The organism is Streptomyces sp. NPDC026417 (assembly GCF_055567695.1).
The window spans coordinates 47,295-69,415 of sequence record NZ_JBVHPY010000021.1; the positions used below are offsets into that span (position 1 = coordinate 47,295).

Sequence of the window (22,121 nt, forward strand, 5' to 3'; positions counted from 1 at the left end):
CAGGAAGTGCCTTCCAGCTGGGGTGACGGAAGCCCTGGAAGAGCCTCATCGCCCCAGTCCAGAAGGCACTTTCAGTATTTTTCAAGATCCGGACGTGGCCGCAGGCGAATCGTGCAGGCTAGAGCCTGTCCAGCTTGCGGGTCAGCTCCTGACCTGGGTTTCGATGAACTTCGCGCTGGTCCTCTGGGGCGCGCCGCACACAGCCACGGACTTCTGGTACCACTGCTTCCACGGGCCGTAGACGATGGACGTGTCGCCGTTGATGCCGTCAGTGCAGCGGATCTTGGCCCGCTGCTCTCCCGGGCCGTAGCGGCAAGTCGAACTGATCGAGTAAAGGTTGATCTGGTGGAACGAGCAGCCGTGAACCGCGGCGCTGGCCGGGGTGGCCAAGGCAATAGGCGCTGCCACAGCGATGCCGCCGAGCAGCAGCGGCGTCGAGAGGAGCGAGGTGAGCGTCCTCTTGCCGAGCTTCTTCATGTGGAGCACAAGATCCCCCTCTGTTCGGGCCGGCTGGTCAGGCCGGCCGCGCGCTGTCGGCTGTGGATGACCGACAGGCTGGTCGGGAAGCAGGTTAGTCATCCGTCGCCGATCATGTCCATGCTTTAACTTCGATCTTGCATGACGGTCCGCCGACGGAGACGGGTGCGCCGTAGTGCGTGCCGACCGGGACTGGACATGCCGTGGCGTGCTCGATGAGAGGGAGTGCGGAGGACAAGCGCGCCTGAAGTGCGGCCGATGAGCGCACGGGGTTCCTGACCACGCCGGCGGGGGCGGCGCTGCGGAACAGGCAGCAAGGGCGGTTCCTCGACCAGATCCTGAAGCAGCAGGCCGACATCTCCAACGGCATCGGCGGCGTCGGCGACGACATCGATCAGATCAAGGCCAGCAGCTCCCACACCAACCTCGGCCCGAGCGACAACGGGTTGAGCCATACCCGGACAACATCCTTCGGGAGCACAGCCCCAGCGTCTCCCTCTCCTACGGCCTCATCTGCCGGCGACGGCTTCGGACGCCCAGGAACGTCTGACCGGCGTCAGAGAAGGCCAGGACACCAGCGGGCTGCTTCAGGACATTGGTATTGTCCGCATCCACGACGAGGAGGGGAGATGATCGTGAGGGCCGCGCCGTCGAGTCCTCCGGGCCGCCGGTTCAGAGGAACTGGCTTTGGGCTCCTCTTCGGTGGCCTGACCGCAGTGGTGTCCACTGCTGCGATCGGGACTGCGTGGGCTGCTTGTGACATCGGCAACGGCGTAACCAATGGCATGACGTTGCTGCTTCTTGCGCCTCTCATATGGATCGCCGCTGCGGTTCCGTGGGTGATCCTGCACAGCACCCTCGGAAGACGTCATCACAGGGCAGCCCTTGCAGCAGGGCTCGTCTTCACCCTGTGGTTCACCTGGTTCCTTGTCACATGGCTTGGCACGCCGGACTCCTATCCCGCCCCGTTGTGCCCAGGCAACGTCCCACCTTGGTGGCCGAACTTCATCCCGGCCTGACTGCCTCCGGCGAAGCGTGTGCCCCTTGGCGCCGTCAACGGCACCCTGCTCGACACCGTCCCCGGCCAGGCTCTGCGCCGGCAAGATCGCGTTGGGCGGGGGCATTGTCCACGAGCTGCGGCTCGTCCCCCGGGACTTGCAGCGTTCGGCGCGTCACGGTGACAGGGGCGGGTCCACCTGGACGATCACCGGTGGCGGGCCCCAACACCCGTCAATAGCTTCGGCCCATGAACAAACGACAGTTGGCTCACCTCGCCTGCGCGGCGGCGGTCGTAGTGTCGGGCCTGGGCGCGGCCGCCCCCTCGGCCGCCCACCCGTCGGTGCACCTGGTGCGCGCCGGCCAATCCATCCAGAAGGCCGTGGACGCGGCGAAGCCCGGCGACACCGTCGTCGTCTTCCCCGGTACCTACCACGAGAGCATCCGCATCACCGTGCCGGACCTGACACTGCGCGGCGCCGGCGCCCGCAACACCGTCATCACGCCGGGCGCGGCCACAGCCGACGCGTGCGCGAGGGCCGGCAACGGCATCTGCGTCGCCGGGACGGACAGCAGTCCCGTCCGCGGTGTCACCGTGACCGCGCTGACACTCAGGGGCTTCACCAAGCAGGGTCTGTGGGCCACGAGAACAGACCGGCTGACCGTCCGCGGGGTGACCACCGAGCACAACGGCCAGTGGGGCCTCGCCACCGAGCGGTCCGTCCGCACGAGGCTCGTCGACAACACCGCGAGGAACAACGGCGACGCCGGAGTGTTCCTCTCCAACACCATCGACACCGAGGAGGGCGCCCGCGACAGCAAGAACACCGTCGTCGCCCGCAACCGGCTGATCGGCAATCGGATCGGCATCACCGTACGACGGCTGCGGAACCTGACCGTCGACCACAACGACGCCACCGGCAACTGCTCTGCCGTCAACATCGTCGGCGACGAGAACAAGCCCCGGGTCGGCGCTGTGACCGTGCGTCGGAACCATATCCACGCCAACAACAAGTTCTGCCCCAAGACCGCACGTCTGCCCTTCCTCCAAGGCTCGGGCATCGTCCTCACCGGCGCGGAGAACATTCTCGTGACGGGCAACCGGATCGAGGACAACGTGGGCACGTCCCCGCTGTCCGGCGGCATCGTCCTCTTCAAGAGCTTCGTAGGCGCACTCAACGAACGCAACGACGTGAGGGACAACGTCTTGCGGCGCAACGGCCCTGCCGACCTCGTCAACCGTGACACCGGCAAGGGCAACACGTTCCGGGACAACACCTGCACGGTCTCCGAACCCGCCGGAATGTGCTGACTTCGGATGCCCGCTCGAATCGTCCGTCTCCGTCGCGACGGCCGCTTCCTTCGGGTTCGTGATCGCGTAGCGCAACCGCTGTCTCCTGGTGCGCGAAGCACGAGGTGAGGAGAGACCTGTCGCTGCCGTGGCAGGCCGGGCCAGAAATGGCCTGCCACGGCAACGGCACGCTTTCGTACCGCTCGGCCCTCGCTGCGAGGGTCAGGCGAAGGTTCGGCGCAGGTGGGCCGCCAGGTCTTCCGGCGCGGCGGGGTGGAAGCGTCCGGAGATGTAGCCGTCCGGGCGGATCAAGATGGCCTCGCCGTCACGTGGCGCGTAGGCGTCGCGGAACTCGTTCGCCGCGTCCTGCACACGCGGGGGCCTGAGGCCGACTTGTCGGGCGTCCTCCGGTACCTCTGCGGCGGTGATGAGGTAGGCGTCGAGCAGGCCGTGGGCGGCGCGGTGCGCCTCGGCGGCGCAGGCTTCGAGGCGGGTCACTCCCTCGCCCGACGCGTGCTCAATGCCGGCGAACAGCAACAGCACGTGCCGCGGGGTACGCAGCAGGTCGAACAGCCGTCGCGGGTAGCTGGTGAGGTCGCTCAGCAGGCCGCGGCAGTCCGGTGCGCGGTCGCCGGGCACGGGACCAGCCTCGGGTACGTGGTCCGCCGACTGCCGCTGGGTCAGTGGGCTGTCCGGGTAGGCGACCATCAGCTGAGCCTGGCGCATGAGGGCCAACTCGGCGTCGGCGCCGTTGTTGAGGGGGCCGGCACCGGCCCGGCGGACGGAGCGGGCATGGCGGACGGTGCGGTCGACCACTTCCTTCGCGACCGGGTGACGTTCGGCGTGATAGCTGTCGAGCAGGTCGTCCGTGGCCAGCCCGCGGACGGACAGGGCCAGTTTCCAGGCGAGGTTGAAAGCGTCCTGCACGCCGGTGTTCAGCCCCTGCCCGCCGATCGGCGGCTGGATGTGTGCCGCGTCCCCGGCGACGAAGACACGTCCCTCGCGGTAGCGGTCGACGAGGCGGTGGCTGGTCCGGAAGGCGGAGGACCAGCGCAGCGTGGAGGCGGTCGTCACCTCCGGGGACAGCCGGTCGAGCACGGCCTGAATCTGTTCGAGGTCCAGTCCCTGGTCATCCTCCAGGGCAAGGACGGACTCGTCCGGGGCGCTCGCGTCGTCATCGCCCTCGGCTTGGGTGCGAGGGCGGAGCATCGACAGCCAGTAGCGCCGGACGCCAGGCATCGGAATGCAGACGATCATGTCGTCCACTTCACCGTTCGCGTCCAGTTTCACGGACCGGATGCTGTAGCCGGCGGGCAGTTCCCAGTCGAGCTCGACGTCACCGATCATGTACTGCTCGGAAAGGGCGTCGCCCTCGAAGGTCAGTCCGGCCGCCTTGCGGACCAGACTGTGCGCGCCGTCGCAGCCGATGACGTAGCGGGCACGTAGCGACTCGGTCCGGCCGTCGGCGTGCGCGACGACGACTTCGACGTCGTCCGGGCGCATCTGCAGCGAGCGGAGCTCGGTCGCCCGCTCCACTTCCGTGCCGAAGCCCGCGAGGTGCTGGGTGAGCAGTTGTTCGGTCTTGTACTGGGGCAGTGTGGCGAAGGGGTAGGGGATCTCGGCCGGCAGAGTCAGCTCCACGTGGGGCCGGGGCTTGCCGTCGATGTAGACCAGCTGGCCGAGGTGCGGCACCCCCTCGTCCAGCACCTCGCGGGTCAGGCCCATGGCGTCCCACACTTCCAGCGTGCGGGGCACGATACCGATGGCCTTGGCGTAGGGGTCCGGGGCGGCCAGCCGATCGATGATGCGGCAGTCCACGCCGTGCCGCCGCAGCTCGGCCGCCGCCGTCAGTCCCACTGGGCCCGCGCCTACCACGAGTACGTCGACATCAGCCATGATCAGGCTCCCTCGCGTCCGGATTGGGTACCGAGAAAGTCTGCTGCATCGAGTCCCTCCGGGCCGGGCGCGCCGAGGCTCCCTTCGAAGTGATGCCCACTGAAATCCTGGCCAGGGCTGCGCTGCCGGATGTTCAGGTTCACCGATTCGGCCGTTACCGGATTGGCCCAGCGTGCGTTTCTTCGACGGGTTCGTCAGTCGACCGTGTGTGCCTCCGCCGCCAAGCCTCCGCGCTCCCGTGGGCGACTCGTCGCTCACCCACCCCGGTGCGCGGGTTCTGATCCGTCACCCTCCCCCGTCATGGCCGCCGCCATCCGATGCTCCTCGCGAGCCGAGCCGACGTCCCGCTCCAGAGGCGTGCGGCTCACTGCGGTTGCAAGGTCTTCCAAGGCCTGCTTCTGCAGTTCCGCCCCACGCCGCGCCACTTGGCTCCGGTCCCCGGCAGCGGCCCCCTCCCACTCGTGGAGCGCCTCCCCCACGCGTCGCCAGTCCGGATTCCTGTGCTCGCGCACGTCCACCGCGGCCTGCGCGGTGTCCGCTTCCAGGGCCTCTGCGAAACGCTGCGCCTCGGGGGCGACAGGGCTGTCGGCAGGCGGGGCGTGGCTCTCCACGAGCATCGCCGCCCGGCCGAATCCCTTCAGCGCCTCCTGCGCCTCCTCCGCCTCGCGCGACGTCAGACCCCTGGGACGTACCGGTTCCTGTTTTGCCCGGTCGTATGCCTCCTGCCAGGCCGCACGTGCCTCCCTGCTCTCCAGTAGCGCCGTGCGCATCTCGGCATGATGCTCCCGGGTCGGTTCGGCGTAGTTGCGGAGCACCGTGGCCGCATAGCGGCCGTTGGCTGCGAGCCAGTCCGCGAGCCGACCCGTCAGTCGGGGCGTCTCCCACGCGGGGAAGACCACATACGCCAGCATGGCCAGGCTCCCGCCGAGCAGGGTGAGCCACACCCGCTCGGGGACCGTCTGCTCCCATCCCTGTCCGCCCATACCGAGCAGGAAGACGACGTACGCGGCAGTGAAGCACTGGGAGTAGGCGTAGCCGGTACGGATCAGCGTGTACGACAGGCCCGCCGAGACCACCGCCAGCGCGCCGAACACATCAGCGTCCGGGCCCAGGGCCCGCACCATCCCGGTGGCGAGCGCGACCCCCACCAGGGTTCCGGCGAGACGGGCCACCGCACGCGCGAACGTCCGGTGGAAGTCCGGCCGCATCACCATCACCGAGGCGATGGGCGCCCAGTAGCCGTGGCCCAGTGGGAGCCGGGTTGCGACCACGTATCCGAGCGTGGCCACCGCCGCCAGGCGGAGGGCGTGCCGAAACACGGGCGAGTCCCGGCGGAGCTCACGGCGGACCGCCCGGGCGACGACCGGGACCAGTCGGAGCATTGTCGGGCGCACCAGGAACTGCGCGTTCGCGCGGCCGGGCAGCGTGGGGGGCGTCCCACGAGCGCCGCCGCTCCCGGCGATCTCCATGGCCTCGCCGAGCAGTTCCACCAGGCGCTCGGCAGCCTGACGCGCCGGGCCCTCCAGTACCTCGTGCTCCTGGTCGACACGTAGGACGTCCGTGCTTTCGGGCGGCACCTGGACGGGAGCGCCGCGGCGGATCGAACGAGCGGCTGCATCCAGGACGTCGGCGGCCGCGTCAAGCAACTCCCGCGCGCGTTCCCGCCCTGGCCCCTCCGCGGGCGCGCCGACGTCCGGGTCGGCGAGCGCGGCGACGACCGGCCGGATGCGCTCGGCGAGTCCCCGGGGGCCGTGGAGGACGGGGGGACGGGTGCGGGCCTGTGACGGCGTCACGGCGGCCGCGTCGCGGGCCGTCATCAGCGGCTCAGGGTCGAACGGAGCGGCCGGGTCGTGCCGCAGCCGGCGGGCGTAGTCCGCCACGGCGGCCAGGGCGTCGGCGAGCGCGTCACGGTGCGCCCCCCAACGGCGGACCGGGAAGAGCAAAATCAGCACGGCCTGCACCACGCCTCCGAGCGCGATGACTCCGGCGTGCTCCAGGGCTCGCCCGACGCTCGTAGGCAGGGTGATGGTCACCAGCATGCTGCCGACGGTGGTCGCTGCGACGATCCCGGCGGTCGATCCGACTGCCCAGGCCATGCCCGCGGCAAAGGCCCATACAGCCAGCAGCGGGAGGAACGTCACGAGTCGCCCCGCCGCCAAGTAGCCCACGAAGGTACTGAGCGCCAGACCCGCGCCCGCGGCGAGCGCGATCACCTTGCGAGGACGCCAAGTGCGCTGAAAGGTGGCTCCACCCGCGGAGTAGGCACCCAGGGCGGCGGAAGCGGCATACGCAGGGGAGACGAGCCACAGCGCCAACCCGACGACGATCGCCACCCCGGCGGCCGTACGCAGAGCGAGCAGCGGCTCCAGCCGCGTCTCCTCGATCGTGAGCGCGGATCGCACGACCTCCCCGAAGGTCCGCAGCCATCTCACGGTGTGAACCCGGTCGGATCGCCCTGACGGCTCGCGTGGGCCTGGACGAGGTACGGCCATCGGACCATGAACCATCCCGCGCGGCCGAGGAACTGCGCATCGGTGAAAGTGCGACACATCAACATGCGGCCTCACCAGTCCAGGAATCGCGCCGCATCGCACGTCCGGTGGGTTCCCACCACTGGCTTGACGAGCGTGGGTTCAACGGGCGGTGTCGCAGGCCCGTCCGTGGCAGCGACTTCAGGAGCATCTTCAGGCGCCTTCGGTCGCGCACGCGCCCGTCAGGCCGGGTGGAGCCGCGGTCCGCCCCACCGGGCCGGAGCCGCCTCGTCACCTTGGTTCATCCCCTGCTGCAGGAAATCAGGGTGCTTGCCCCGCGTCACCCGGACTGGTCCCGGAAGACAGACGGACAGCGGCGCCGGGTTCGCTATCGCTTGTGGCCGTTCGAATGTCCGTCTGGATGCAGGACCACCTTCGTCCAGCCCTCGTCCCGGGCGTCGAAGTGCTCGTAGGCGGCAGGTGCCTCGTCCAGGCTCAGTTCGTGGGAGACGACGAAGCTCGGATTCGCCTTCTCTCCGGCGATCAGGTCCCGCAGCGCCCGGTTGTACCTCTTCACCGGAGCCTGCCCGGTCCCCATCCGCTGGCCCTTGAACCACATCATCCCGAAGTCGATCGGGACCTTGCCCTGCGCCTCCAACTCGCCCTGGGCCTCCTCGCCCCCGGGGTCCTGGGGCAGGAACACGCCCACCACACCGATGTGGCCCGTGAACCTGACCGAGTCGATCAGGCCGTTGAGCGTGAGGCTGGCGTCCTCGCGTCCCTCGGCATCGTGTGCCTGGTAGCCCACGCACTCACAGCCGTTGTCGGCACCCAAGCCGATGGTGGCCTCCTTGACGACCTCCGCAGGGTTCTGCTCGGCCGTGTTGATCGGGATGGCACCGATCTCCTCCGCCTTGCGCAGCCGGTCGGGCTGATGGTCGGCCACCCAGACGCGTCCGGCGCCCTTGAGGAGGGCGGAGTAGGCAGCCATCAGCCCGACGGGACCGGCCCCGAAGACGATCGTCTGATCGCCGGGTTTGACGTGGGCCATCTCGGTGGCGTGATAACCGGTGGGGAAGATGTCGGCGAGCATCACGTAGTCGGTCTGCCGCTCGGCGGCGTCCTCACCCAGACGCAGCGCGTTGAAGTCGCCGTAGGGCACGCGCAGCAGTTCCGCCTGGCCGCCCTGGTAGGGGCCCATGTCGGCGAAACCGTAGGCGGCGCCGGCGAGGGCCGGTTCCGGTTGCATGGTCAGGCAGTAGTTGGTCAGACCCTGCTCGCACTGCTTGCAGAAGCCGCAGGCGATGTTGAAGGGCAGGACCACGTACTCGCCGACCTGGACCTTGCGGACGGCCGAACCGACCTCCACGACCTGGCCCATGTTCTCGTGTCCCAGGGTGCGGCCGGACTCGAACGAGGTGCGGCCCTCGTACATGTGCAGGTCCGAACCGCAGATGTTGGTAGTAGTGATCTTGACGATGATGTCGCAGGGGTGCTCTATCTTCGCGTCCGGCACGTCCTTCACTGTGACCGCTCGCGGGCCTTCGTATACCGCTGCTTTCATGATCGCTTCTTTCGGTGCTGCGACACGACCGCAGCACGTCTGCTGGGGAGGCGGAGCACGCAACCTGACTCTCCACGTTGTGACAACGGGGTCCGCGGCTCCGGCACGCCTCGGCGGGCCGTTCACCCGGTTCAGGCGTAACGGTGGTGTTGCCGCCGACTCGCCAGGAAACCTCGGCGCTGCGACGGCGTGTCTTCCGAGTCCCCGTCGACCGGGGAGGCGAAACAACCCACACCAACCGATTTACGAAAATTCAAGACCCGGCTGGCCACCGGCCGATGGCGCATCCCAGTCAAGATCACCGGCTAGTCACCGTGGTCGTCCTGCAGCGCGCTGCGGCGATCCTGTTCGCGCTTGGAGTAGGCGGCTGCCCGGATCGCCTCGTCGCTCTCCAACCCCGATCCCAGTGCTCCGCCCGCTGTGGCAACCGAAGCCACGAACCAGGCCAACGTCCAGTACTCCGTGGCATGCAGCGGGTTCCGCGTCATGGAGGCGAACACCTGCTCGTTGAGGATGAACAGTGCCCACACCAAGTTGATGACCATCAACCCCACGTAGCAGGTGAGCACTCCGATTCCCACGGTCAACACGGTCGAGGCGTTGTAGAGAGCCGCCCTCTTCCGTGCTTCCGGCGAGGCCTCGGTCGTTCGATGCCACAGGTTCGCGTCCACGATCAGCCAGCCGATCATGAGCGCGACGGACCCGACCATGGCGATCACGAGACGTGGCGTGCTCAGGGACGCGGCCAGGCTCCACACGGTCGAGTTCACCGTGGCGACCGCACCCGTCGCGAGCGCGGCCGCCAGGGCCTTCGACAGGCCCGGCACCAGGCGCCACGGCCGATTGGCGCGCACCATGCCGAGGAGCACCCGCAGGTAACCGCGCGGCCCGCTGACGACGTACCGAAGGTCAGGGGTCTCTTGCTCACCGATGCGGCCTGGGTGCATCGGCGCGAAGCGACTGGCGAAGGGCCCCTGCAGCGGCCGGCTTTGTCGAGGTCCCCCGGTGTCGGCGGTCCGCGAACCCGCCAAGCTGAGCACGGCTTCTTCCACGGCTTGCCGGGTCCGCGCGTGCAGGCGCAAACCCCCCAGTGAAGGAAGAGAAAGCAGCGCCAGGCCGTGTTCGTGGCTGAGGTCGACCACGAGCTTGCGTCCGTGGGAGTGCAGCGGAAGATCGGTCAGGGCCACGAGGATGTCCCAGTTCTCCTCACTTCCGCGGTCCATGATGCGGCGCATCAAGGTGGACGGGTCTTCGGTCCCCGCAGTGAAGGGCTCACTGATCACTTCGACGTCGAACCGTCGCCCCTGACCCCCTTTTTCGGCGAGCCTTGCGGGAAGCATCCGGGCCATGCGCTGGGCGATCTCCGTCGGCGCATCCGGGTCCGCCAGGAGAGCCACGACCGTGACGCCCTCATGTGCCGTCTGCATGACTGGGCCTCTTCTCGTCGACTACCCGCGATCGCGCGTACCAGAAGGATGCCCCCGCGGTGACGCCGGCGCCTCGTGACACGCTGGCCCGCCGCCCGGTCACAGGCAGTGCGCGCAGACCTCCTCGCTGTCCCCTGGAGGGCTGCTCGCACAAGTGGCCACAGCATGTGCAGCAGTGCTGACACCCGCTCCACGCCGCCTTGGTCCCACCGGGCAGTGCACCAACTGGCCATTCCTTTCACGGAGTGCGGAGGCGGTCACTGCTCGATCCGCGCCATCAGGGGGAAGGTCGGGGAACGGACACGGACTGGCCCGCAACCGGCCTGCGCCCCTCGGGGCCCGCCGTGCGGACCAGGTTGCCGGCCCTCTCCCGGTGCTCGTGCACGAGGCGGATCGCCATGGCACCTTCACCGGCAGCCGATGCCACCCGTTTCACGGAACCGCTCCTGACGTCGCCGGCGGCGAAGACCCCGGGAAGGGTGGTCTCCAACAGCAGCGGATCACGGCCGAGCGAGTCCCACTGCGTCGCGTCGATCGCCGGCTGGGCGTCGGCGCCGGTGAGGACGAACCCCTTCTCGTTCAGGGCCAGCACGCCCCTCAGCCATTCCGTGCGTGGCCGGGCCCCGATGAACACGAACAGCGCCGCGGCCCGCAACTGGCGGCGCTCGTGGGTTGCGTTGTCCTCCAAGGTCAACGACTCCAGTTTCTCCTGCCCGGAGACTTCCCGGACTTCGGTATGGAGCAGCACCTCGATCCTCGGGTGCCGTTCCACCTGGTCGACCAGGTAGCGCGACATGTCCGCGTGGAGGTCGCTGCCCCGGACCAGGAGATGGACTCTGGACGCGTGGTTCGCGAGGAACAGTGCCGCCTGCCCGGCGGAGTTCCCGCCGCCGACCACGGCGACCGGGTCCGCCTGGCAGAGACTGGCTTCGTGGACGGTCGCCGCGTAGTAGACGCTGATGCCCTCCAGGTGGTCGATGCCGGGCACTTCGAGCCTGCGGTACCACACACCGGAAGCAAGCACGACGGCGCCGGTCCGGACCCGGGATCCGTCGGTGAAGGTGATGACGTACTCGCCGTCCTGCGGGGTGAGCCCGTTCACCTGGGCCGGCACCCTGAGGCGGGCGCCGAACTTGTGGGCCTGGAGTACCGCGCGTTCGGCGAGCTCGCCCCCGGAGATGCCCGACGGGAAACCCAGGTAGTTCTCGATGCGGGACGAGGTCGCGGCCTGGCCTCCGGTGGCCACGGCGTCGACAGTGACCGTCGCGAGACCGTCGGAGGCGCCGTACACGGCGGCGGCGAGTCCCGCGGGGCCGGCACCGACCACCAGCACATCGCACTGACCGGCTTCCGTCGAGGGGGCGGGCAGCCCGATGAACCGGGCGAGTTCGGTGTTGCTGGGATTGCGCAGCACCCGCTCGCACTTCCAGATGACCACCGGTGTCTCCTCGGGACGGATGGAGAACCGACGCAACAGCGCCTCGGCCTCCTTGTCCTTCTCAAGATCCACCCAGCGGTGGGGCAGCCGGTTGCGGGCGGCGAACTCACGCAGCCGCAGGGTGTCCGGTGAATAGCACGACCCCAGGATCCGGAAGCCGGCACCGAGGCCGATGAGCAAATACCTGCGGCCCAGATAGGCGCGCAGGATCAGATCGCCCAGGACGGGGTCGCGGCTGACCAGGGTGCGTTGCCGGTCCACCGGTACGGCCAGGATCTCGCCCGCTTCGCGCACCACGGCCGTGTCGAACGCCGCCTCGCCCTCGAGCAGCCCGAGTTCACCCAGGAACCTGCCAGGTCCGTGTACCGCCACCGTGTGCTCCTCGGGCCCGCCGTGATCCTGGACGATCTCGACGGTCCCGCCGAGGACCACGAGGAACTCCCGGAACGGCTCGCCCTCCCGGTACAGGATCTCGCCGGCGGTGGTCCTGCGGCGCTCACCGTACGTGGACAGATCCTGGAGTTGCTCCGGTGTCAGGCGCGGGAACGCCCCGTACCGGTCCGGCGTCTCGCGGCTTGCGTCATGCTTGTGCTCGGCCGCGCTCATCAGACCACGGCCTCGTGGACGTAGCACCAGCGCCAGTCCTCCCCCGGCTCGAAGGACTGCACGACGGGGTGGCCGACACTGCCCGCGTGCCGCCTGGCGTGTTTGAGGGGCGAGGAGTCGCAGCAGCCGACGTGCCCGCAGGTGAGGCAGAGCCGCAGATGCACCCAGGGCGAATGCTCCTTGAGGCACTCCTCGCAGCCCTGCGGCGTGCGCGGCGTCACCGGGCGCACCATTGCCAGGTGAGGGTCGGGAATCGTGACCATGAGGATTCTCCTTCCGTGAACAAGCGCGATCAGCCGCGGCCGTCAGGGGGCTGCTCCGCCGAGGGCGCGGCAGGGGGCCGATGGCAGGCGGGAGGGCGTCAACGGGCCAGTCGACCGGACCCGGGCGGGCTGCCACGGCTGCACACCCATGGCGTTCAGCCGCCTGCAGAGGATTGCCGGCCCGCCATTGCCTGTTCGACCCACGAGCGCAGCACCGGCGCGGGTGCCGCGCCGGCCTGCCGGGCGACCATCTCGCCCCGATCCAGGATGAGCAGCGTCGGCACCGCCTGGACCTCGAACCGCTGCGCCAGGCGCGGGTTCTTGTCGATGTCGACCTTGACCAGCTTGATCTTTCCCGCGAGATCGGCGGCGACTTTCTCCAGCGCGGGGCTCACCATGCGGCAGGGACCGCACCAGGTGGCCCACAGGTCGACGACGACGGGCACGGTGGCCTGCTCGACGATCTCGGTGAAGTCGGCGTCGCCCGCGTCGGCCATCCACGGCAGGGGCTGCTTGCAGTGCCCGCACTTGGGGCGGCCCTCGGCGGCCACGGGCACCCGGTTGGTGCGCCCGCAGTGCGGGCAGGTGACGTTGGTGGCCTGCACGGTACTCATGCCGCCCTCGCTCCCTTCACGTCCTCGGGTGGGTCGTAGGTGACCACCAGCTCGCCGTGCTCGGCGTCGACGCGGACCGTCGCGCCGTCCTGGACGTCGCCGCGCAGCAGGGCACGCCCGACCAGTGTCTCCACCTCATGGGAGATGTAGCGCCGCAGCGGCCGGGCTCCGTACACCGGGTCATAGCCCTGGTGAGCAATCAACTCACGTGCCGCCTCACTGAGTTCGATGTCGATGCGGCGCTCGGCGAGGCGGCGGCGCAGTTCGTCGAACTGCAGCTCGACGATCCGCTCGATCTGCCGCTCACCGAGCGGCTTGAAGAGCACGATGTCGTCGACGCGGTTGAGGAACTCCGGGCGGAAGTGCCCTCGCAGCTCGCCCATCACCAGGGCGCGGGCGTCGGGCTTTATCTCACCCTCGGCGGTGGCACCGTCGAGAAGGTGCTCGGAGCCGATGTTGGAGGTCATGATGATCACGGTGTTACGGAAGTCGACGATGCGGCCCTGCGCGTCGGTGATGCGGCCGTCATCGAGGATCTGGAGCAAGGTGTTGAAGACATCGGTGTGCGCCTTCTCGATCTCGTCGAACAACACAACCGAGTACGGCTTGCGGCGTACGGCCTCGGTGAGCTGACCGCCTTCCTCGTAACCGACGTATCCGGGTGGTGCGCCCATGAGCCGGCTGACGGTGTGCCGCTCCTGGTACTCGCTCATGTCGAGGCGGACCATGTTCTCCTCGGAGTCGAACAGGGCCCGGGCGAGGGTCTTGGCCAGCTCGGTCTTCCCGACGCCGGTGGGACCGAGGAAGATGAACGAGCCGATGGGTCGGCGAGGGTCGCGGATGCCGGAGCGGGCGCGGATGATGGCGTCGGCGACGAGCTTGACGGCCTCGTCCTGGCCTATGACACGCTCGCGCAGGATCTCGTCCAGACGCAGCAGCTTCTCGCGTTCGCCCTCCTGCAGGCGGGTGACGGGGATGCCGGTCCAGGCGGCGACGATCTCGGCGATCTCCTCTTCGGTGACCACCTCGCGCAACAGCCTGTTCTGCCCTTGTTTGGCGGCCAGTTGCTCCTCCTCGGCCGCGAGTCGGCGCTCCAGGTCCTGGAGGCGGCCGTAGCGGAGCTCCGCAGCGCGGTTGAGGTCGTAGGCGCGTTCGGCCTCCTCCGCCTCGTAGCGGACCTGCTCCAGTTCCTGGCGCAGGTCCTGTACGCGGCGGATCGCCTGCCGTTCGGCCTCCCACTGGGCGTGTTTGGCGTCGGCCTCGCCGCGCAAGTCGGCGAGTTCCCTGCGCAGTTCCTCGAGGCGGGTTCGGCTGGCGGGGTCGGTTTCCTTGGAGAGGGCCGCTTCCTCGATCTCCAGGCGGGTGACCCGGCGGGTGATCTCGTCGAGTTCGGCAGGCATCGAGTCGATCTCGGTACGCAGCCGGGCGCACGCCTCGTCGACGAGGTCGATGGCCTTGTCGGGCAGGAACCGGTCGGTGATGTAGCGGTGGCTGAGGGTGGCCGCGGAGACCAGCGCGGTGTCCTGGATCTTCACACCGTGGAAGACCTCCAGGCGTTCGCGCAGTCCGCGCAGGATGGAGATGGTGTCCTCCACGCTCGGCTCGTCGACCACGACCTGCTGGAAGCGGCGTTCAAGGGCGGCGTCCTTCTCGATGTGCTTGCGGTACTCGTCGAGGGTGGTCGCGCCGATCATGTGCAGCTCGCCGCGCGCGAGCATCGGCTTGAGCATGTTGCCCGCGTCCATGGCCCCTTCGGCGGCGCCCGCTCCCACGACGGTGTGGAGTTCGTCGACGAAGAGCAGGATGCCCCCTTGGGCGGCCTTGACCTCGCTGAGCACGGCCTTCAGACGCTCCTCGAACTCGCCCCGGTACTTGGCCCCGGCGACCAGGGAGCCCATGTCGAGAGCGAACACGATCTTGTCGCGGAGCCCTTCGGGCACGTCGCCGCGGACGATGCGCTGGGCCAGCCCCTCCACGATGGCGGTCTTGCCGACGCCGGGGTCGCCGATGAGGACGGGGTTGTTCTTGGACTTGCGGCTCAGGATCTGCGTGACGCGGCGGATCTCCGCGTCCCGACCGATGACCGGGTCGAGCCGCCCGGTACGAGCCTCGGCGACGAGATCACGGCCGTACTTCTCCAGGGCCTCGTAGGCCACTTCGGGGTTGGCGGAGGTGACGCGCTGGTTGCCGCGGATACGGGTGAGCGCGCTCAGGAAGGAGTCCCTGGTGATGCCGGCCTGTTTGAGCAGGCGCCCGGCGGCGGTGGAAGAGCTCTCCTCGGCCAGGGCGAGCAGGAGGTGCTCCACGGACACGTACTCGTCCTTGAGGCGTTTGGCCTCGCTTTCGGCGGCGTCGAGCAGCCGGGCCAGTCGCTGGGTGACGAAGACCTGGCCGGGTGCAGCGCCGGGTCCGGTGACCTTCGGACGGCGGGAGAGTTCCTCCTGCACGGCCGCGCGCAGTTCCTTCGGATCGGTGCCTGCCTGCTCCAGAAGCCGTGCGATCAGACCGTCCTCCTGATCGAGAAGGGCGAGCAGCAGGTGTTCCCCGTCGACCTCTGTGTGCCCCATGCCGACGGCCGCGGTCTGGGCCTCCTGGAGTGCTTCCTGGGACTTCTGGGTGAGACGGTTCATGTCCATGGGGGTGTTTCACTCCTCGCGCCTCGGCCGCGCAGGGCGGCTTCGAGCAGGCTGATGCGGTCGAGCAGGTCGAGCACCAGGCCGATGGATGCGTAGTTGAGGCAGAGTCCGGAGCGCAACCGCTGGATGCGGGCAAGGACCGCCGGGGCCGTGGGGTCGAACAACAGGTGCCCCGCGCGGTCGCGTTCGGCGTCGACCAGGCCGAGGGCGACGAACCGGCGGACCACATCGGGGTGGAGGCCCGAGCGACGGGCCACGGCGTCGAGGGAGAGCCTGCGTATGGGCACGAGCGCGTACCGGACAGTCGTCGAGGCGGTGATGTCGCCGCCCGTGCCTACGGGACGGGCGCCCAAGCCGGCGCGGCCGATGCCTGCCGCTCCCGCGGGTCGGTCGTTCATCGCGTCCTCCTGGGGTCGAACGAAGAGGTGGCGGCGAGCTCCTCGAACAGTTCTCGCTCCCGGTCGCCGAGGGTGGGCGGCACCACGACGCGGAGTTCGGCGTACAGGTCGCCGTTCGCGCCGCGCGGGTTCGGCATGCCCTCGCCGCGCAGCCGCAGCCGCCGGCCGCTGGACGATCCCGCGGGCACCGTGACCTTGGCCGTGCCGCCTCCGGGTGTGGGCACCGGCACGGTCGCACCCAGGGCCGCCTCCCAGGGGGTGACCGGGACCTGGATGTGCACGTCGCGTCCGTCCAGCCGGAACAGGGGGTGGGGCTGGATACGCACCCGCAGGTACAGGTCGCCCGCGGCCGCTTCACCACTGCCCTGGCCACCCTCACCCGCCAGCCGGATGCGCTGCCCGTCGGTGACGCCCGGCGGCACGTCGACCTCGTACCGCCGCGGTTGCCCAGTGGGACCTGCGAGCGTGACGGTGCGACGGCCGCCTCGGTACGCCTCCTCGACGGTGAGCGGCAGTTCGGCCTCCTGATCCGCTCCGGGGACGCCGCCTCGGGCGGCGCCGGCTCCGAACATGGAGCCGAACAGGTCCTCGATGTCGATGCCCTCCGCCCCGAAGTCGTCGCCGAAGCCGGTGGCGTACCGGACGCGTGGACCGCCCCCGCCTGCGGTCCTCCGGCCGCGGAAGCCGCCGCCCGCTCCCGCCGCGACCCGTTCGTCGAAGTCCTCGGGGATCTGGCGGAAGTCGTCGCCGAAGCGGTCGTAACGGGCCCGGGTCTTGGGGTCGGACAGGACGCTGTGCGCCTCGTTGAGGTCCTTGAAGCGTTCCTCCGCGCCCGGGTCCTTGTTGACGTCGGGGTGGTACTTGCGGGCGAGTTTGCGATATGCCTGCTGGATCTCGTCCTGGCTCGCGTTCCGCGACACGCCGAGCACTTCGTAGAAGTCCCGCGCCATGGCCGCTCACTCCCGCTTCGCGACAGTCACGGCGGCCGGCCTGAGCTGCCGATCGCCGTCCCCGTAGCCGGGGCGCAGCACCTCGACGACCGTGCCCGGTGGGGCGTCGGGGTCCTGGACCACGCCGACGACCTCGTGCCGGGCCGGGTCGAAGGCGACACCGGTCTCCGCATGCCGCGGATAGCCGAGCAGTTCGACGACGTTCACCGCCTGGTCGCGCACGGCCCGGACGCCTTCCACGATCGCGCCCGGATCGGCGCCGGCGTGGGTCAGGGCGAGTTCGAGGTTGTCCAGTACGGGCAGGAAGGCGGCCGCCGTGCGGGACCGTTCGACCGCCCGTTCGCGCTCCAGTTCCCTGGCGTGACGCTTTCGAAGGTTGTCGAGGTCGGCGAGTGCACGCCGCCAGCGGTCCTCCAGTTCCTGGATCGCGGTCGCGTACTCGTCCTCGGCACGCGCGGGGCCGGCGGCATCGGGTCCCGGTTCGTCGCGCGCCGGTTCCGGCCGGGTCGTGCCCGGTTGGGGCGCATCCCCGAGCGCAGGGCGTACGTCGCCCTCCAGGACGGGCTCGACCGGATCCGACGCCGCCCTGTCGGGTTCCTGGGGGTGGCTGGGCATGGCGCGCCTCAGTCCTTGTCGAAATCGGCGTCGATGACGTCGTCGTCGCCACCGCCGCTCGTGGGACCACCGGTGGCGGCCTCCTGGCTGGGGCCGCCCGCTCCAGCGGCGTCCTGATGGGCCGCCAGCCCGGCGAGCACCTGCTGGAGTTCGGAGGTCAGGGGCCGTACGCGCTCGACGCCGGCCTCTTCCTTGACCGCCGTCCGGGCGTCGGACACGAGCATCTCGGCGCGCGCCTTCTCGTGGGCGGGAGCCGCGTCGCCCAGCTCGGCGAGGCGCTTCTCGACCTGGTACGCGACGGCGTCGAGCTCGTTGCGGGCATCAACGGCCTCGCGGAGTGCCTCGTCCTCGCCCCGGTTGCTTTCAGCCTCCTGGACCATGCGTTCGACCTCAGTGCGGTCCAGATTGGAGCTCTCGCTGATGGTGATGCCCTGTTCCTTTCCGGTGTCCCGGTCACGGGCCCTGACGTTGAGGATGCCGTTGGCGTCGACGTCGAAGGTGACCTCGATCTGTGGCTCGCCCCGAGGCGCCGGCCGGATGTCGGTGAGCTGGAACCGGCCCAGCACCCGGTTGTCGGCGGCCCGCTCGCGTTCGCCCTGGAGGACCACCACATCAACGGCCGGCTGGTTGTCCTCGGCGGTGGAGAAGGTCTCGCTGCGGCGCACCGGGATGGTGGTGTTCCGCTCGATGATCTTCGTCATGACTCCGCCGCGTGTCTCCACGCCCAGCGACAGGGGTGTGACGTCGAGCAGCAGGACGTCCTTGACCTCGCCCTTGAGCACCCCGGCCTGGATCGCGGCGCCCAGCGCCACGACCTCGTCGGGGTTGACGCTCATGTTGGGTTCCTTGCCGCCGGTCAGCCGGCGGACCAGGGTCTGGACGGCGGGGATACGGGTGGAACCGCCGACGAGGATGACTTCGTCGATGTCGCTCTCGCCGACCTTGGCGTCGGCCATGGCCTGCTGGACCGGTCCCAGGCAGCGCTCCACCAGGTCTCCGGTGATCTGCTCGAAGGTGGACCGCATGATCGAGTCGGTGAGGTGCTTGGGGCCCGCGGCGTCGGCGGTGATGAACGGCAGGCTGACCTGCGTCTGCGTCACCGAACTGAGCTCCGTCTTGGCCTTCTCCGCCGCCTCGAACAGTCGTTGCAGTGCCTGCGGGTCCTTGCGCAGGTCGATGCCGTTCTCCTTCTGGAAGTCATCCGCGAGGTAATCCACCAGACGCCGGTCGAAGTCGTCGCCGCCCAGGTGGCTGTCGCCGGCGGTGGAGCGCACCTCCACCACGCCGTCGCCGACGTCGAGGATGCTCACGTCGAAGGTGCCGCCGCCCAGGTCGAAGACGAGGACGGTCTCGTGCTCCTTCTTGTCCATGCCGTACGCGAGGGCAGCCGCCGTCGGCTCGTTGATGATCCGCAGCACCTCCAGTCCCGCGATCCGTCCGGCGTCCTTGGTGGCGGTGCGCTGGGCGTCATTGAAGTAGGCGGGCACCGTGATGACCGCCTCCGTGACCCGCTCCCCCAGTTGTTTGGAGGCGTCATCGGCGAGCTTGCGCAGCACCTGTGCGCTGATCTCCTCGGGCGCGTACAGCTTGTCGCGCACCTTGAAACGGGCCGCCCCGCCGTCACCTTCGACGACGTCGTACGCCACCGCCCTGGCCTCGTCGGAGATCTCGTCGAAATGCCGGCCGATGAACCGCTTGGCCGAGTAGATGGTGCCCTTCGGATTGAGGATCGCCTGGCGCCGGGCCAACTGGCCCACCAGACGTTCCCCGGTGTCGGTGAAAGCCACCACGGACGGTGTCGTGCGGTTGCCCTCGCTGTTGGGCACGACGGACGGCTCACCGCCCTCCCACACGGCGATCACCGAGTTGGTGGTGCCCAGGTCGATGCCCACTGCCTTGGCCATGAGGAACTCCTCCCGGTACGGCGTCTGCGCCGACTCTCCGGATCACGTTCGTTCAGGTGCGGGTGCGCCCTCCGTCGGCGTCTGCAGCCCGCCGATCAGCCGTACAGCCTCTGCGGCGACCTCCTCTTCCAGCAGGGAAACCCGTGGTCAGAGGTGCTCAACGGCGCGTTCGGCTTCCCTGTACCTCTTGTACGAGGCAACCGGACTGCGCTGCTGCCCGGTCGTCGCCCAGACCTCTGCGGGTGTGCGCACGGACGGTCTCGCACACCTCCCAGGGTGACGAGTCGCGTGGCTCGTCACCTGCGCCTGGCGGGTCAGAGATACGCGGGTCGGGTCGCCCTCCGAGGACGAGACAAGAACAGAAGATCTCGGACGGCCGACCCGGAAGCGGGCTCGATCGCTCGCCTGTATTCTCGGGGAGAACGGAGTGATCCCATGGCCGACAGCCGGGCACACCACCTGCACCGCCTGTCCCGTCGCCACTCCGACCGGAAGGGCAGCCTTCCGCGGGGCGGCGCCGGGCGGTACCGCACCGCCGTGCGGCGAGAGCCCAGCCCACCCGCTCCGCCGCCGGCCAACCATGACCTCGACGAACTCACGGCCTTGTCCCGCGCCCTGTTCGACACCCCGGACGAAGGCGAGATCCTGCGCCTGGCCATGGACCACGTAGCCGCCGCCGGGCCGTTCAGCGCCGAGGCCGGATACCTCGAGATGGACGGCGACCTGACCCCCAGACCGCGGGACGGGCGGATCCATGGCTCGGCCGTGGACCGGAGGGTGCGGGAGCTGGCCGGGCAGGACGGCCCCGTGACCGTACCCGGTAGGCCCTGGGGCCGGGCCCTCGGCCTGCGCGTGCTCGACAGACTCCACGGCTATCTCGTGGTGACGTCCCGCTTCCCTCCCACCGAGGCCGAGCGATTCCTGCTGGCCACGCTCGTCCGGCACACCGCTGCTGCTCTGTCGGTGGCCGTCGCCTACCGCCGCCGACGCGAGGATGCGCTGGAACTCCGCCGGCTACGGGAGGAACGCACCGTCCTCCAGCGGCAGCTGATCTCCGTCGCGGCCGAGCTGGGTTATCAGCGAGCCGTTCACACGCTGACGTCCGATGTCGCCGCCTCGGGCGACGGCGAGGAAGCCATCACGCGTGCACTGCACGAGCTCACGGGAGTCCCTGCGCTGATCGAGGACCGCTTTGGCCGGCTGAGGTCATGGACCGGTCCCGGCCGTCCCGATCCCTATCCGCAGCCGGATCCCGTGCGCCAGGACGAGATGCTGCAGGCCGTCGCCCGGGAGGTCGGGCCGGTGCGGATAAAGGACCGGCTGATCAGCCTGGTCCGCCCGCACGGCGAGATCCTGGGTGTGCTGGCCCTGGTCGACGCCCGGGGGGAAGCCGACGAGCACACCGTGTTCGCGCTGGAGCACGCCGCTGCGTCGCTCGCCCTGGAACTGGCGCACCTGCGCAATCTGGCCGAGGTGGAGTTGAGGCTCCACCGCGAGCTGGTCGACGACCTCCTGGCAGGGACGGGCCAGGCGAGCGCCTACGCCCGGTCCGAGGCAGTCGGGCACGATCTGCACCGCAGCCAGTACGTCGTCGTCGTGCAGTGGTCGAACCGGACCTCGGACGATTCCTTCGAGGGGACCGTGGGCCGCGCGGCCGCTGCCGTGGGCATGCGCTCGCTGCTGACCCGCCGTTCCGACCACGTGGTCCTGGTCGCCGACGACAGGCCGCACGCACGCGCGCTGTACGAGGCCCTCGCCCGGGCGACCGGAACACGGTCCGGGTCGATCGGGGTGAGCGCTCCTTCCGACTCTCCGGGCGACATCCCCCACCGCTACCAGGAGGCGCAGCGCGCCCTGGAAGTGCGCCGCCACTCCCACGAGCGCTACGGCACGACGTTCTTCGACGAGCTCGGCCTCTACCGCATCCTGGGACCCGGCAACAACTACCGGGAACTGGAGACGTTCGTCCACGAGTGGCTCGGGCCGCTCATCGACTACGACTCCCGGCACCACACGGGCATGGTGGAAACCCTGTCCGAGTACTTCGACTGCGGCGGCAACTACGACGAGACCGCCGAATCGCTTGCGATCCACCGCAGCACGCTGCGCTACCGGCTCCAGCGCATCCGGGACATCAGCGGCAACGATCTCGCGAACGTCGAGGACCGGCTGAACCTCCAGGTGGCGACGCGAGTGTGGAAGATCGTGTTGGGCGGACCGAACTGACGCTCTGCCGCTGCGATGGTGAGCAACCGTCGTCCAGCGGCCCTGCCGTGCAAAGACCGACAGTGCGTACGCGCAGCAATGACGACCCGAGCAAGGGCTTGTAGGAGCCGCGCACGGACAACGCGTGGGCACCTGCCCCGAGCAGTCGGGCCGGCCGACCGGAAACCCTGCAGATCTGACGCCGCCCACCATCTCGCGGCGGGTCGTTCGCGACGCGGGCGACCTCGGACCGTGTCGGCGAATCCCTGCGCTCTCCAGATCAGGCCATGGGCCGACCGGGAAACCGGCCAATGGCTTGTGAGCCGCCTCACCCGGCGCCTTCCGGATGGAACTTGAACTGCCTGGTCAG

General features: G+C 69.4%; 15 protein-coding genes. 2 read left to right on the top strand and 13 right to left on the bottom strand.

The window, feature by feature from the left end; all coding sequences use genetic code 11:
* Nucleotides 1–141: 141 nt before the first annotated feature.
* A complete protein-coding gene (locus ACZ4NT_RS29065) occupies nucleotides 142–477 on the bottom strand; it encodes a hypothetical protein (RefSeq protein ID WP_121407725.1) in 336 nt (111 codons plus the stop codon).
* A gap of 1,246 nt (nucleotides 478–1,723) precedes the next feature.
* Between ACZ4NT_RS29065 and ACZ4NT_RS29070 the strand changes: the two genes are divergently transcribed.
* Entirely contained in the window at nucleotides 1,724–2,785 is a 1,062-nt protein-coding gene (locus ACZ4NT_RS29070; RefSeq protein ID WP_121407727.1) for a right-handed parallel beta-helix repeat-containing protein, read from the top strand.
* A gap of 201 nt (nucleotides 2,786–2,986) precedes the next feature.
* Here the strand turns inward: ACZ4NT_RS29070 and ACZ4NT_RS29075 are convergent, their stop codons facing one another.
* The 12 genes from ACZ4NT_RS29075 to dnaK form a co-directional block, all read right to left on the bottom strand.
* Nucleotides 2,987–4,660, bottom strand: coding sequence for an FAD-dependent monooxygenase (locus tag ACZ4NT_RS29075; RefSeq protein ID WP_467728267.1), 1,674 nt, complete (start codon nucleotides 4,658–4,660; stop codon nucleotides 2,987–2,989).
* Between the two features lie 254 nt (nucleotides 4,661–4,914).
* Nucleotides 4,915–7,092, bottom strand: coding sequence for an FUSC family protein (locus tag ACZ4NT_RS29080; protein ID WP_467728268.1), 2,178 nt, complete (start codon nucleotides 7,090–7,092; stop codon nucleotides 4,915–4,917).
* Between the two features lie 427 nt (nucleotides 7,093–7,519).
* Nucleotides 7,520–8,695, bottom strand: a complete 1,176-nt coding sequence (locus ACZ4NT_RS29085) for a glutathione-independent formaldehyde dehydrogenase (protein ID WP_121407730.1) — start codon at nucleotides 8,693–8,695, stop codon at nucleotides 7,520–7,522.
* Between the two features lie 305 nt (nucleotides 8,696–9,000).
* Nucleotides 9,001–10,122 carry a hypothetical protein gene (locus ACZ4NT_RS29090; RefSeq protein ID WP_467728269.1) on the bottom strand — a complete coding sequence of 374 codons (1,122 nt, stop codon included), beginning with the start codon at nucleotides 10,120–10,122 and terminating at the stop codon, nucleotides 9,001–9,003.
* Between the two features lie 277 nt (nucleotides 10,123–10,399).
* A complete protein-coding gene (locus ACZ4NT_RS29095; RefSeq protein ID WP_121407731.1) occupies nucleotides 10,400–12,166 on the bottom strand; it encodes a cyclic nucleotide-binding domain-containing thioredoxin-disulfide reductase in 1,767 nt (588 codons plus the stop codon).
* Complete coding sequence (locus ACZ4NT_RS29100; protein WP_121407732.1) at nucleotides 12,166–12,429, bottom strand: UBP-type zinc finger domain-containing protein; 264 nt, start codon at nucleotides 12,427–12,429, stop codon at nucleotides 12,166–12,168. The genes ACZ4NT_RS29095 and ACZ4NT_RS29100 overlap by 1 nt, the downstream gene beginning before the upstream one ends.
* 155 nt (nucleotides 12,430–12,584) lie before the next feature.
* Complete coding sequence (gene trxA, locus ACZ4NT_RS29105) at nucleotides 12,585–13,043, bottom strand: thioredoxin (protein ID WP_121407733.1); 459 nt, start codon at nucleotides 13,041–13,043, stop codon at nucleotides 12,585–12,587.
* Nucleotides 13,040–15,679 (bottom strand): ATP-dependent chaperone ClpB, encoded by a 2,640-nt coding sequence (gene clpB, locus ACZ4NT_RS29110; RefSeq protein WP_467728270.1) that lies wholly within the window; start codon nucleotides 15,677–15,679, stop codon nucleotides 13,040–13,042. Before clpB ends, trxA begins: the two co-directional genes overlap by 4 nt.
* Nucleotides 15,670–16,077 (bottom strand): chaperone modulator CbpM, encoded by a 408-nt coding sequence (locus ACZ4NT_RS29115; protein ID WP_121407735.1) that lies wholly within the window; start codon nucleotides 16,075–16,077, stop codon nucleotides 15,670–15,672. The genes clpB and ACZ4NT_RS29115 overlap by 10 nt, the downstream gene beginning before the upstream one ends.
* The gene (locus ACZ4NT_RS29120) at nucleotides 16,074–17,027 is read right to left on the bottom strand and encodes a DnaJ C-terminal domain-containing protein (RefSeq protein ID WP_467728271.1); all 954 of its coding nucleotides are present in this window, start codon (nucleotides 17,025–17,027) and stop codon (nucleotides 16,074–16,076) included. Before ACZ4NT_RS29120 ends, ACZ4NT_RS29115 begins: the two co-directional genes overlap by 4 nt.
* A gap of 6 nt (nucleotides 17,028–17,033) precedes the next feature.
* Complete coding sequence (locus ACZ4NT_RS29125; RefSeq protein WP_467728272.1) at nucleotides 17,034–17,642, bottom strand: nucleotide exchange factor GrpE; 609 nt, start codon at nucleotides 17,640–17,642, stop codon at nucleotides 17,034–17,036.
* Between the two features lie 8 nt (nucleotides 17,643–17,650).
* On the bottom strand, nucleotides 17,651–19,546 hold the full coding sequence (gene dnaK, locus ACZ4NT_RS29130; protein ID WP_121407738.1) for a molecular chaperone DnaK: 1,896 nt from the start codon (nucleotides 19,544–19,546) through the stop codon (nucleotides 17,651–17,653).
* 435 nt (nucleotides 19,547–19,981) lie between these two features.
* Here dnaK and ACZ4NT_RS29135 point away from each other — a divergent pair, with 435 nt between their 5' ends.
* Nucleotides 19,982–21,772 (top strand): PucR family transcriptional regulator, encoded by a 1,791-nt coding sequence (locus ACZ4NT_RS29135; RefSeq protein WP_467728273.1) that lies wholly within the window; start codon nucleotides 19,982–19,984, stop codon nucleotides 21,770–21,772.
* Nucleotides 21,773–22,121: the final 349 nt, after the last annotated feature.